The following is a 12485-nucleotide window of genomic DNA, read 5'->3' on the forward strand; positions in this document are numbered from 1 at the left end:
CGGGGAGACCGCGGTGATGTGGGTCGGCGCGCAGCGCCGGTGCCCGCTCGTCCGCCGTCCCCTCGTCCACGATCCGCTTCCGATGCCAGACCATGAACTGGTCGTGCCGCAGGTAGAGATCGGTCCTCTCCTCCCCGACCGTGGTCCCGGGGCGTTTCGCCGCCGGGCGAAACGCCCCGGGACGGTCAGTGCAGGTCGAGGTCGCGGCGGCGGAAGGCGGCGAAGCCGGCCGCGACGAGACCGGCGGCGATCGCCGACAGGATCAGCAGCGGCGCCCACCGCATGTCCTCGCCCGGCAGCATCGGCACGTGCCCGAACGGCGACAGCGCGTCCATCCACTGCGGCAGTCGCAGCAGCCCGCCGAAGGTCGTGACGAACACGGCGTAGACCACGACGGCCCACGCCAGGGCGAGCGCCCGCGGCGCCAGGCCGAACAGCGCGAGCGCCGCCCCCGCGGTGATCCACACCGCCGGGGCGTAGGCCAGCGCGGCGCCCACCGTCCGCGGCAGCAGCCCGGCGTCGCCGACCACGACGGCCCCGACGGCGCCCGCGCCCAGGCCGCTGAGCAGCAGCATCAGCGTGCCGCCCGCCAGCGCGACGGCGGTGTGCCCGGCGAGCCAGCGGGTCCGCGACACGGCGGTGGCCAGCACCGGCTCGGCCCGTCCGCCGGTCTCCTCGGCGCGCGGCCGCTGCATCGCCAGGATCGCCTGGATCGCGCAGACCGCCGCGAGCATCGACACGATCACGCCGACGAACTGGTCGCTCAGCGACGCCCCGGGGACCGTCGCCACCCACTCCTGCAGGGCCTCGTTGTCGCCGATCGCCTCCTCCACGTCGCCCGTGAACGCCCCGTAGACGGCGCCGAGCCCGGCCATCGACACGCCCCACCACACCAGGCTCGTCCGCTGGAGCCGCAGCGCGAGGCCGAGCGGGGTGCCGAGGAACGCCGACGCGGTGCGCGGTCCGGGCCGCGGCGGCACCAGCCCGGCGCCCACGTCGCGGCGGGTGGCCAGCGCGAACGCGGCGGCGAGCAGGACGCCGGTCAGCACCACCGAGAGGGCCAGCGGCCACCACCGGTCGTCGACGTAGACCTTCGTGGCCTGCGCCCAGCCGATCGGCGACAGCCACGACAGCGCGCCGCCGCCCATGTCGCCGACGGCCCGCAGCGTGTACGCGGCGGCGAGCAGCGCCCCGGCGAGCCCGGACGCGCCGCGCCCGTACTCGCTGACCTGCGCGGTGACGGCGGCGACCGCGGTGAACACCAGCCCCACCGCGGTCAGCCCGGCCCCGAACAGCAGCGACCCCGACCACGTCACGGTCTCGATGCCGGAGCCGCCCAGCAGCAGCGTGACGAGCGCGCCGAGCGCGACGTTCGCCCCGCCCACCACGAGCACCGCCGCGGCGAGCGGCGCGTGCCGTCCCACCACGCCCGCGCGGACCAGCTCGGCGCGTCCGGCCTCCTCCTCCGCGCGGGTGTGCCGGACGACCAGCAGGACGCTCATCAGCCCCGCGAAGATCGCGACGAAGCCGAGCAGCTCGTTCGCCATCATCGCGCCGTAGGTGTAGTCGTCGAGCCCGTATCCGGGGCCGCTGAACGCCGCGCCCGCCGGGCTGTCCACCAGGCTCGCGCGCGACTGCCTGCCCTCGGCGGTGGTGTACGTGCTCGTCAGGTTCGACGCCGTCGCCGCCGTGCTCAGGCCCAGCGCCAGCAGCCACACCGGGATCCGCACCCGGTCGCGCCGCACCATGAACCGGACGAGCGCGCCCGTGCCGGTGAACGTGCTCTCGCTCTCGGCACGTCCCGTCGCGGGGGCGGTCTCGGTCACGACGGCCATCACGACTCGACCCCGGCCGCGCCCTCGACGGGGACGCCGTTCTCGGCGAGCTCGTCGCCGTAGTGCCGCAGGAACAGCTGCTCCAGCGTGGGCGGGCGGCTGATCAGGGTGCGCGGGACGAACTCGCTCAGCCGGCGGACGGCGGCGCCCAGGTGCTCGGCGTCGACGTCGAACCGCACCCGCCGGTCCTCGACCCGCAGGCCGTGCACGCCGGGCGCGTCGGCCAGCCCGGTGACCTGCCGCTCGGTCTCCGCCTCGATGGTCGTGCGGGTCAGGTGGCGCAGGTCGGCGAGGGCGCCGCTCTCCACGATCCGGCCGAGCCGGATGATGCTGACGCGGTCGCACAGCTTCTCGACCTGGGCGAGGATGTGGCTGGACAGCAGCACCGTCCGCCCCTCCGCCTTGGCCTCGGCGATGCACTCCTGGAACACCGCCTCCATCAGCGGGTCGAGCCCCGCGGTGGGCTCGTCCAGGACGAGCAGTTCGGCGCGCGACGCCAGCGCCGCGACCAGGGCGACCTTCTGCCGGTTGCCCTTGGAGTACGTCCGTCCCTTCTTGGCGGTGTCGAGGTCGAAGCGGTCGCACAGCTCGTCGCGGCGCGCCCGGTCGAGCCCGCCGCGCAGCCGGGCCAGCAGGTCGATGGCCTGGCCGCCGGTCAGGTTGGGCCACAGGTCGACGTCGCCGGGCACGTAGGCGATGCGGCGGTGCAGCCGCACCGCGTCGCGCCAGGGGTCGCCGCCCAGCAGCCGGGCGGTGCCGGAGTCGGGGCGCAGCAGGCCCAGCAGGATGCGGATCGTGGTCGACTTGCCGGCGCCGTTGGGGCCGAGGAAGCCGTGCACCTCGCCGGCCTGGACGGTCAGGTCGAGGCCGTCGAGAGCGCGCGTCCGGCCGAACGTCTTGACCAGGCCGGATACGTCGATGGGAGTCGTGGACTGAGTGGTCATCGGGAACACCTCGTGACGGGTGCGAAGGGTGGGGTGCACGGCCGCGCGCCCCGGCGGCGTCGCCGGGGACCGCACGGGCGCGTGCGGGGACGGTCGCCGCGCCGTCCGCGGGCACGGCTCCGCCGCCGCGCGGGCGCGCGGCGCGAGCCGTCCGGCGGGTCGCGCGGACCGGAGGTACAGGGAGCGGGCGGGTCAGGCGGGCGGATCCGAGTCGGCCTTGCGGGCCGCGGCGTCCGAGGTGGGGATGCGCGGACCGGCCGTGCCCCGCATCGTCTCGACCGCGTCCAGGGCGGTGCGCGCCTGCTCGATGACCTCCGGGGCCAGCAGGTCGTCGGAGAGGACGTCGAGCATCGCCCGCGCCAGCCGCGGATACCCCTCGGTGGTGAGCGTGTCGCCGCCCAGCGCCCGGGACATGTGCTCGTGGATCACGATGAGCCCGAACGTCATCCCCGTGATCACGGCCGCATAGCCGTGCGGATCGGACGTCTTCGGCCTCGACACGCCGGGAAGCCCGCCGTCCAGCAGCTCCTCGCTGAGCTCGACCATGTCGTCGAACAGCCGGGCCGCGCCCTGCGATCCGTCCACGAGCGCGCGGGCCAGGTACCGCTGGAGCGGCAGCGCCGTGTTCATCGCCGTCGAGAGGAACAGCGGGTTGCTCATGCCGCCCCGCAGTCCCTCGATCTTCGTGCCCTTGAGGATCTCCATCGCGTACTCGTCGCAGGCCCGGCGCAGCTCCTCCTTGGAGCCGAAGTGGTGCTGCACCAGCCCCGGCGACACCCCAGCGGCGCGGGCGATGCCCCGGATCGTGGCGCCCTGCACGCCGCGCTCGGCGAACTCCCGCAGCGCCGCGTCCCGGATGCGGGCACGCGCCGTCAGCTCCTCGGCGTCCCGCATCTCGGTCATGGCCCGATTATGCAATACAAACGTCCAGCGCACAATACGTGCGTCCAGCGCGCGGGATGGCCGAAGAGTGACACCCCTGTCACCCCACCGGCCGCGCCGGGGGCTCAGCGCCCTCCCTCGATGGCTCCGGCGGCGATCTGCACGGCGTGCGCCGCGCCCGGACAGGGCCGCCGTCCCGCACCGAACGCCAGATGGCCGGCCTCGTCGCGGCCCGGATCGAACCGACGACGGTGAACCGCGGGTCGCCGAGCACGGCCACGACGGCGGTGTACCGCTTGATCGTCCGCATGCCCCGACGCTGGGCACGATTCGCTTCGCCGGGCACAAACGACGGACGACCCGCGCGGGGGCGGTCCGAGCCCGCGCCCCCGGCGGCCGGGCCGCCGGGGGCGCGGCGAGCCGTCCCGGGTGTCCGGGTCAGCCCCACTGTCCGGGCCGGTAGTCCCCGGCGGGCTGCCGGACGATCACGTTCATCCGGTTCCAGGTGTTGATGTTCGCGATGAGCGACACCAGGGCGGCGAGCTGGTCGTCGTCGTAGTGCTTCGCGGCGGCGGACCAGACCTCGTCGGTGACGCCCGCGCCGTCGGCGAGGCGGGTACCCTGCTCGGTCAGTTCCAGCGCGGCCCGCTCGGCGCCGGTGAACACCGCCGCCTCCCGCCAGGTCGCGACCAGGTTGATCCGTACCGAGGTCTCGCCCTGGTGGGCGGCGTCCTTGGTGTGCATGTCGGTGCAGACGGCGCAGCCGTTGATCTGGCTGGCGCGGATCTTCACGAGTTCCTGCGTCGCCGCCGGCAGGGCCGAGTCCGCTATGACCTTGGCCGCCGACTGGAGGTACTTCAGGTACTTGGCCGTGGCCGGGTTGCCGTAGTAGTCGAACCGCGCGTCCATGGTGATCTCCTTGCCGTGTCGGCTGTGACACCGCAATGACGGAGCCGCGCGTCGAAATGTGACCGTCCACGCGATGTGATGTACGCCCCGCCGGACACCCCCCGGGGGACAATTGTTTGCCTTTGTTGGGGATTGTCGCTTTCCGGGTCGGTGACACCCGTCCTCGAAGGAGGTGGTGAGCATGGCCAGGCACCGCGTGCACCGGCCCAACTGGCCGATGGCGTTGGGTTTGCTCGGGTTCGCGTTCCTTCTCTACGTGTGGGTGTGGTCGTCCACGCAGGGCGGCCCGCCGTTCCTGGGCTGACTCAGGCCTTGCGGGCGAGGACGTGGGCGTGGTCGAAGCTCCGCTCGCCGGGCGCGGGGCGCCGCACCGCCCGGGCCGTCTCCTCGAACCCGGCGTCCCGCAGCAGGGCGGCGACGTGGTCGGCGGACCAGCGGTAGGCGCGCGCGACCTTGTGGTCGAACGGCTCCGGCGCGGACGCGCCCGCGAAGAGGCCGAGCAGGACGTGGCCGCCGGGCGCCAGCACGCGATGGAACTCGGCGAGGATCGCCGGGACGCCGTCCGGGTCCGCGTGGATGATCGAGTACCAGGCGAGCACGCCGCCGAGGGATCCGGACGGGACGTCGAGCGCGGTCATCGTGCCCTCGGCGAACCGGATGCCGGGGTAGGTCGCGCGGGCGTGGGCGACCATCGCGGGCGACAGGTCGACACCGAACGCGTCCGCACCGAGTTCGCGCAGGTGGGCGGTGTAGTGGCCGGGCCCGCAGCCGACGTCGGCGACGGGCCCCTCGACGGTCTCGGCGAACGCGGCGATGAGCGCGCGGTCGACGGGATGGTGCCGCCGGACGTCGCTGAAGAGTTCGGCGTACAGGGGTGCGACGGCATCGTAGGCGTCCCGGGTCTCTGCGCTCACGACGCGACACCCTATGCCCGCGACCGGCCGGCGAGGACATCGCCGAGGGCGGTGCGGCGGTAGAGGACGGACCGGCCGCTGCGCTCCCTCGTGACGAGCCCGGAGTCGCGCAGCACCGCGAGGTGGTCACCGACGCCGCCGAGGCTCATCCGGAGCCGCGCGCTCAGCCAGGTGGTCGTCGCCGGTTCGGCGAGCAGGTGCAGCAGGTCCGCCCGGGTGCGGCCGACGAGGCGGGCGAGGGCGTCGGCGTCGCGCGGCGCCCGGCTCTCCCAGAGGGCCGCCACTCCCCTGGCGCGGTACATGAGCGTGGACGGCCAGCCCTGTTCGAGCGCGACGCCCAGTTCCGAGAACACCACCGGGACGAACGTCAGCCCGGTGCCGTCCAGCCGGTGGGTGGCGTCGCCGCGGACGTCGGCCTCGATGGCGCCGTCGCGCCAGCGCACCTGGTCCGACAGGCCGTCGAGGGCCGCCGCCCAGCCGTGGGCGGCGAGGCGGCCCGCGCGGTGGACGATGTCGCCCTCCACGATCGCCCGCAGCACCGGCCAGTCCGGTTCGAGCAGGGCGTGCCAGGCGCGGGCGAGCCCGGCGGCCAGGCGTTCGACCATGTCGGACGCGTCCAGAACGGCCCGGACGGCGGCGTCCGGTTCCGGCAGGCCCGCCAGGTTCCGGGCGATCTCGTGCCGGGCCTGGACGAGCGGCGTCGCCCGCACGGTCGCGAGCTGGTCGGCGACCGTGAGGTTCGTTCGTCCGGGCGGCGGGCAGAGGAAGTCGGCCATGTAGCCGTGCCGCCGGTGCAGGAACGCGAGCGTCCGGACGGTGGGGTCCGCGGCGACCGCCCGGTAGCGGGGCGCCGCCCGCGCCGTCCACGGTCGCAGCGGCCCGGCGGGGACGCGGCCGGCGGCCAGGCCGACCGCGCTCATGGTCTCCAGCAGCGGTGCGACGCCGAAGCGGCTCGCCGCGAGATCCGCCGGGCCGACCTCGATCCGGTACATGTTTCGCTCCTCCCCGAAACATTGTCCGCGGACCGGCCCGGCGGCGCAGTGTCGCCCTCGTGAGCGACTCCTCCGCCCGGTACCGCGACGTCTTCGGCGTCCGGGAGTTCCGGACCCTGTTCACCCTGCAGACGTTGCAGGTGGCGGGCGACTCGGTCCGCATGATCGCGCTGTCGGTCCAGGCTTTCGAGCGGACGGGCTCGCCCGCCGCCGCGGCGCTCGTCTTCGCCGCGGGGATCCTGCCGTACGTGGTGGGCTCGGCATTGCTGCTGTCGCTCGCCGACCGCGTCCCGGCCCGCCGGCTGCTGACCGGCTTCCACCTGCTGCGGTTCGCGGTCACGGCCGTCCTCGCGGTGGGCGGGCTGCCGCTGCCGGCGGTCATCGCGCTGCTGGTCGTGGCGGGGGTGTTCGCGCCGGTCGGGGGCGCGACCGTCCAGGCCCGGCTGCCCGCCCTGCTGCCCGGGGACCGGTACGTGCTGGGCCGCTCGATGTTCACGATGACGAGCGCGGGCGCGCAGATCGCGGGGCAGGCGGCGGGCGGGCTGCTGCTGGCGGTGCTCGCCCCGGCGGGCACGCTCTGGCTCGCGGCGGCGTCCGCCGCGGTGGCCACGGCGCTCGCGCGGCTGCGCCTCCCGGACGTCCCGGCGGCGCGGGCCCCCGGAGGGTCGTCCGGCACGGCCCGGGAGACGTGGCGGGTCAACCGGCTGCTGCTAGGCGACCGCCGGACGCGAGGGCTGCTGCTGGCGGGCTGGCTGCCGATCTCCCTGGCGGTCGGGTCGGAGGGGCTGGCGGTCCCGTACGCGGACGGGCTGGGGAACCCGGACGCGGCCGGGCCGCTGCTGTCGGCGGCGGCGGCCGGGATGTTCGGGGGGAACCTCGTGGTCGGCCGGTGGGTCCGGCCGGGCCTGCGCGAGCGACTGACCCTGCCGCTGGCCGCGCTGACCGGTGCGCCGCTGCTGGCGTTCGTCCTCGCGCCGGGCCTTCCGGCGGCCTGCGCGCTGATGGCGGCGGGCACGTTCGGGCTGGGCTACGAGCTGACGGTGCAGCGCCGCCTCGTGGACGCGGTGCCCGAGGAGATCCGCGGCCAGGCCCTGGGCCTGGCGAACAGCGGACTCATGACGGGCCAGGCCGCCGGGATCGGCGCGGCAGGCGCGCTCGGCGAGGCCGTCGCCCCCGGCTCCGCCATCGCACTGTGCGGCGCCGGGGCGCTCGCCGCGTGCCTGGTCCTGGGACACCACCTGCGTCGATGACGGAGGGTGATGTGTGCGGACGGTCGGTGAGGGTAGCGGCGATGCGTGGTGTACGTGCTCGCCTTGGGGGCCGCCGCGCTGTTCGGGCTGGGTTCGGCCGTCCAGCAGCGGGCGGCGTCGCGCGCGCCCGAGGGGATGGTGCTGCACTGGCGGCTGCTCTGGTACCTGGCGCGGCAGCGGCTGTGGCTGGTGGGGGTCGGGACGGCCGTGGTCGGCAACGTGCTGAGCGCGGTCGCGCTGGGCAAGGGCGGGGTGGCGCTGGTGCAGCCGCTGCTGGTGACGCGGCTGCTGTTCGCGCTGCCGATCGCGGCGACGTGGGAGCGGCGGCGGCTGAGCAGGCGGGAGTGGGGCGGGGCGATCGCGATCTCGGGCGGGCTCGGCGCGTTCCTGGTGGCGGGACGTCCGGAGGAGGGTGACGCGACGGCCGCGCCGATCTGGATCTGGCTGCTGATCGTGGGGCTGGTCGCGCTGCTCACGGGCGGGCTGGTGAAGCTGGCGCGGCATCTGGCGCCCGAGAAGGAGGCGCCGGTGCTGGGCGCGGGGGCCGGGATGCTGTTCGGGTTGCAGTCGGCGCTGACGGACACGGCGATGGGACGGCTGTTCGACGACGGGCTGCTCGCGATGCTGCTGCACTGGTCGCCGTACGCGGTGGCGGCCGTGGCGGTGACGGGGACGCTGCTGCTGCAGAGCGCGTTCAAGCTGGAGCCCCTGGAGGCGTCGTACCCGCCGCTGGCGGCGGTGGAGCCGCTGGCGGGGCTGGCGATCGGGCTGGGGGTGCTGGGCAGCACCGTCCGGGTGGCGCCGCAGTGGCTGGCGATCGAGGCGGTCGCGCTGCTGGTCATGACGGCCGGGGTGTGGGTGCTGGCGAAGGCGGCGGTGGCCTACGAGCGGTCGCTGGAGGGAAGGGCATGAGGACCTCGGTCGCGGTGCTGGTGGAGCTGGTGCGGGACGCCGGGGCGGGCGGGCACGTGAAGTGCTGGGAGCGGTTCGCGGAGGCGGCGGCGCGGGACGATCCGGGCATCGATCTCACGATCTACGTGCTGGGCGACCGGGAGCGGGTCGAACCGCTCTCGGACTCGGTCCGGTTCGTCACGTTGCGTCCGATATTGGGGAACCGGCCGCTGGCGCGGCTGCTCGGCGGGGTCGACGCGACGGACCTGGCGCCGCGGCATCCGGGGCTGGCGGTGCGGCTGCGCAAGCACGACGTCTGGCATCTGACGCATTCGTTCGCGTTCGCCCGGACCGCGGTCCGGCTGGCGCGGCGGCTGCCCGAGCGGCCCGGGATGGTGTGCTCGCTGCACACCGACGTCCCCCTGCTCACCGCCGCGTACCTGCGGCAGATGCGGGTGCCCGGGACGCTCGCGGACGCCGCCGCGGCGGCGGCCCGGCGGCGGCGGAACCGGCTGCTGCGGGCCTGCGACCGGGTCCTGGTCGCGACGGCGCCGGAGCGCGGCGAGGTCGAGGCGATCGTGGGGGCGGGGCGGGTGTCGCTGCTCGGGCGGGGCGTCGACCTCGGGCGGTTCCGGCCCGACCCGGCGGCGCGGGCGCGGCTCGCGGCCCGGTACGGGCTGCGGGACGCGGAGACGCTCGTCCTGTTCGCGGGGCGGGTGGACGCGTCCAAGCGGGTGATGGTGGCGGGCGAGGCGGTGCGGCGGCTCCGCGCGGACGGGCGGGACGCGCGGCTCGTCGTCGCCGGTTCGGGCGCGGCGGCCGAACCGCTGTCGGCGCTGCTCGGCGACGGGGTCACGCTGCTCGGCAGGCTCCCGCAGGACGACCTCGCGCGCGTCTACGCGGGCTGCGACCTGCTCGCGTTCCCCTCGTGGAGCGAGACGATCGGCAACGTGGTCGCGGAGGCGATGGCGTGCGGGCTGCCGGTGGTGCTGCCCGAGGTGGCGCTGACGACGACGTGGCTGGCCGCCCCCGGACGGGACGGCGTGGTGGTGCGGCGGGACGACGCGGACGGGTGGGCCCGCGAGATCGCGGCGCTCGCCGACGATCCGGCCCGCCGGGACGCGATGGGGCGCGCGGCGCTGGCGACGTCCCGGCGGGACCACCGCTCGTGGGGCCGGGTGCTGGCCGAGGACCTGGTGCCCGTGTGGCAGGGCGCGGCCGGACGTCAGGTGGTGCGGCGCGCGATCTCCTGACGGTGCAGCGCGTGCAGCAGCGGGGACGTGTCGAGCGCGGCGATGCCGGTGAGCAGGATCGCGATGCCGAGCACGGTCAGGCCGGACGGCAGCAGACCGACGCGGATCCGCTCGTCGAACAGCAGGATGCCGAGGGTGACAGCGACGGCGGGTTCGGTCGAGTCGATCACCGGCATGGTCGCGGCGAGCGGACCGGCCTGGAACGCGCTCTGGATCAGGACCAGGCCGCCGATGCTGGCGATCACCAGCACGTAGGTCTGCCAGGACGTGAACAGGGCGACGGCGCCCCGCTCGATCTTGCCGACGGTGGCCGCGAGCAGCACCGACTGGGTGCCCATGACCAGGCCCGCGGCGAGCGCGATCAGGGACGCGCGGGGCAGCTCCCCGACGAGGCGGGAGACGGCGAGGGCGACGGCGGTGCCGGCCAGGACGGCGGTCAGCGTCAGCAGCCATTCGCCGAGCGGGACGGGACGCTCGCCGCCGCGCGGGTCGGCGGCCACGAGCGCGACCGCGAGACCCCCGGCGACGGCGAGCGCGCCGTACCATTCGCGGGCGCCCATCCGCAGGTGGTAGAGCCAGACCGACAGCGGGATCGCGAAGACCAGCTCGCTGACGATCAGCGGTTGGACCAGCGCGAGCGGGCCGAACGCGAGCGCGAGCATCTGGAACCCGTAGGCGGCGACGGCGAACGCGATGCCGCACAGCCACGTCCGGTCGCGGGCGAGGCCGCCGAGCAGCCGCACCGACATGGCCTCGCGGGACGGCCGGGCGCTGGCGGCGCGCTGCTGCAGGACCCCGGCGAGGGCGAAGCAGGCACCGGCCAGGACGGCGGCGGCGATCGCGACGAACACGGGGGAACGGTTCCCGCCGAACCCGTTCCCAACCCGTCAGGTGATCTTGCCGAGGATGAGGGGGTGCAGGTCGGGGGCGCCTTCGGGGACGATGTCGACCGCGCCGTCGAGCGCCTCGAGCGCCCGCGCGAACCGCGTCTCGTCGTCGGCGTGCAGGGTGAGGAGCGGCCGCCCCTTCTCGACGGTCTCGCCCGGCTTGGCGTGGCAGGTGACGCCGGCGCCGAACGACACCGGGTCCTCCTTGCGGGCCCGTCCGGCGCCGAGCCGCCAGGCCGCGACGCCCACACCGTAGGCGTCCAGGCGGGTGAGGACGCCGGACGCGGGCGCCTCGACCACGTGCGTCGCGGCGGCGGCCGGCAGGGGCGCGTCCGGGTCGCCGCCCTGCGCGGCGATCATGCGGCGCCACACGTCCATCGCGGAGCCGTCGCGGAGCGCGTCCGCCGGGTCCCGGCCGGTGATCCCGGCGGCGTCGAGCATCTCCCGGGCGAGCGCCACGGTCAGCTCGACCACGTCGGACGGCCCGCCGCCCGCGAGCACCTCGACCGACTCGGCGACCTCGAGCGCGTTGCCGACCGCGTCGCCGAGCGGACGGTCCATCGCGGTGAGCAGCGCGACCGTGCGGACCCCGTGGTCGGAGCCGATCGCGACCATCGTCTCGGCGAGCTCGCGCGCCGACTCCGGCGTCTTCATGAACGCGCCCGAACCGACCTTGACGTCCAGGACCAGCGCGCCCGTGCCCTCGGCGATCTTCTTCGACATGATCGACGACGCGATCAGCGGGATCGACTCGACGGTGCCGGTGACGTCCCGGAGCGCGTACAGCTTCCGGTCGGCGGGCGCCAGGCCCGTGCCCGCCGCGCAGATCACGGCGCCCGCCGCGCCCAGGACGTTTAGCATCTCGGCGTTCGTCAGCGACGCCCGCCAGCCGGGGATCGACTCCAGCTTGTCCAGGGTTCCGCCGGTGTGCCCCAGGCCGCGCCCGGACAGCTGCGGGACGGCCGCGCCGCACGCCGCGACCACCGGCGCCAGCGGCAGCGTGATCTTGTCGCCGACGCCGCCGGTCGAGTGCTTGTCGGTGGTGGGCCGGTCGAGCGCCGACCAGTCCATCCGCTCCCCGGAGGCGATCATCGCCTCCGTCCAGCGCGCCACCTCGCCCCGCGTCATGCCGTTGAGCAGGATCGCCATCGCCAGGGCCGACATCTGCTCCTCGGCGATCGCGCCGCGCGTGTAGGCGTCGACCGTCCAGTCGATCTGCTCCGGGGCCAGCTCGCCGCCGTCCCGCTTGACGCGGATGACATCGATGGCGTCCACGTTGTCCTTTCGGTTCGTCAGGTGCGGGTGATTCGGGTGCGGGTGATTCAGGTGCGGGTGATGAGGTCGTCGGGGCCGAACGCGTCCGGGAGGACCTGCGACATCGGCAGGATCCCCCGGACCGTCTCCAGCAGCAGGCCCGCGCCGCCGTGCTCCCAGAGGAGCTGGCGGCAGCGCCCGCACGGCATCAGCGGGTCGCCGTTGCGGTCCACCACCGCGACCGCGACCAGGCGCGGCGCCCCCGACATCCCCCGGCCGTAGAGGGCCGAGACGAGCGAGCACTCCGCGCACAGCCCGACCCCGTACGACGCGTTCTCCACGTTGCAGCCGCTGATCACGCGTCCGTCGTCCACCAGTGCGGCGGCGCCCACGGGGAACCCGGAGTACGGGCAGTAGGCGCGCCCCATCGCCTCCCGCGCGGCACTGCGCAGGACGGGCCAGTCGATCTCCATA

13 protein-coding genes are annotated in these 12485 nt (G+C 75.1%); 4 read left to right on the forward strand and 9 right to left on the reverse strand.

Annotation, left to right across the window (positions count from 1 at the left end):
* Positions 1-185 precede the first annotated feature (185 nt).
* The 4 genes from F7P10_RS12540 to F7P10_RS12555 all read right to left on the reverse strand — a co-directional run bounded on the left by F7P10_RS12540 (position 186) and on the right by F7P10_RS12555 (position 4570).
* Positions 186-1826: an ABC transporter permease gene (locus F7P10_RS12540; protein ID WP_151009508.1), complete on the reverse strand. Its 1641-nt coding sequence runs from the start codon at positions 1824-1826 to the stop codon at positions 186-188.
* A gap of 8 nt (positions 1827-1834) precedes the next feature.
* A complete protein-coding gene (locus F7P10_RS12545; protein ID WP_151009509.1) occupies positions 1835-2779 on the reverse strand; it encodes an ABC transporter ATP-binding protein in 945 nt (314 codons plus the stop codon).
* 192 nt (positions 2780-2971) lie between these two features.
* Positions 2972-3682, reverse strand: a complete 711-nt coding sequence (locus F7P10_RS12550; RefSeq protein ID WP_254716567.1) for a TetR/AcrR family transcriptional regulator — start codon at positions 3680-3682, stop codon at positions 2972-2974.
* 417 nt (positions 3683-4099) lie between these two features.
* Positions 4100-4570, reverse strand: coding sequence for a carboxymuconolactone decarboxylase family protein (locus F7P10_RS12555; protein WP_151009510.1), 471 nt, complete (start codon positions 4568-4570; stop codon positions 4100-4102).
* A 181-nt stretch (positions 4571-4751) separates the two neighbouring features.
* On the opposite strand from F7P10_RS12555, the gene F7P10_RS45055 reads away from it, so the two are divergent.
* Positions 4752-4874 (forward strand): hypothetical protein, encoded by a 123-nt coding sequence (locus F7P10_RS45055; protein ID WP_302851464.1) that lies wholly within the window; start codon positions 4752-4754, stop codon positions 4872-4874.
* Position 4875: 1 nt separating this feature from the next.
* Here the strand turns inward: F7P10_RS45055 and F7P10_RS12560 are convergent, their stop codons facing one another.
* Positions 4876-5484: a class I SAM-dependent methyltransferase gene (locus tag F7P10_RS12560; RefSeq protein ID WP_254716568.1), complete on the reverse strand. Its 609-nt coding sequence runs from the start codon at positions 5482-5484 to the stop codon at positions 4876-4878.
* A gap of 11 nt (positions 5485-5495) precedes the next feature.
* Complete coding sequence (locus F7P10_RS12565) at positions 5496-6476, reverse strand: winged helix-turn-helix domain-containing protein (protein ID WP_151009512.1); 981 nt, start codon at positions 6474-6476, stop codon at positions 5496-5498.
* Between the two features lie 59 nt (positions 6477-6535).
* Here F7P10_RS12565 and F7P10_RS12570 point away from each other — a divergent pair, with 59 nt between their 5' ends.
* From F7P10_RS12570 to F7P10_RS12580, 3 genes are read left to right on the forward strand one after another with little or no spacing between them, the layout of a single operon-like run.
* Complete coding sequence (locus tag F7P10_RS12570) at positions 6536-7726, forward strand: MFS transporter (protein WP_151009513.1); 1191 nt, start codon at positions 6536-6538, stop codon at positions 7724-7726.
* A 45-nt stretch (positions 7727-7771) separates the two neighbouring features.
* The gene (locus tag F7P10_RS42275; RefSeq protein ID WP_176611441.1) at positions 7772-8638 is read left to right on the forward strand and encodes a DMT family transporter; all 867 of its coding nucleotides are present in this window, start codon (positions 7772-7774) and stop codon (positions 8636-8638) included.
* A complete protein-coding gene (locus F7P10_RS12580) occupies positions 8635-9870 on the forward strand; it encodes a glycosyltransferase (RefSeq protein WP_151009514.1) in 1236 nt (411 codons plus the stop codon). Before F7P10_RS42275 ends, F7P10_RS12580 begins: the two co-directional genes overlap by 4 nt.
* On the opposite strand, the gene F7P10_RS12585 is transcribed toward F7P10_RS12580, so the two are convergent.
* From F7P10_RS12585 to F7P10_RS12595, 3 genes are read right to left on the reverse strand one after another with little or no spacing between them, the layout of a single operon-like run.
* On the reverse strand, positions 9843-10721 hold the full coding sequence (locus F7P10_RS12585; protein ID WP_151009515.1) for a DMT family transporter: 879 nt from the start codon (positions 10719-10721) through the stop codon (positions 9843-9845). The genes F7P10_RS12580 and F7P10_RS12585 overlap by 28 nt on opposite strands.
* A 36-nt stretch (positions 10722-10757) precedes the next feature.
* A complete protein-coding gene (locus F7P10_RS12590) occupies positions 10758-12032 on the reverse strand; it encodes a thymidine phosphorylase (RefSeq protein WP_151009516.1) in 1275 nt (424 codons plus the stop codon).
* A gap of 47 nt (positions 12033-12079) precedes the next feature.
* Positions 12080-12484 (reverse strand): cytidine deaminase, encoded by a 405-nt coding sequence (locus tag F7P10_RS12595; RefSeq protein WP_151009517.1) that lies wholly within the window; start codon positions 12482-12484, stop codon positions 12080-12082.
* Position 12485 lies beyond the last annotated feature (1 nt).

It is taken from the genome of Actinomadura sp. WMMB 499, assembly GCF_008824145.1.
Lineage (GTDB): Bacteria > Actinomycetota > Actinomycetes > Streptosporangiales > Streptosporangiaceae > Spirillospora.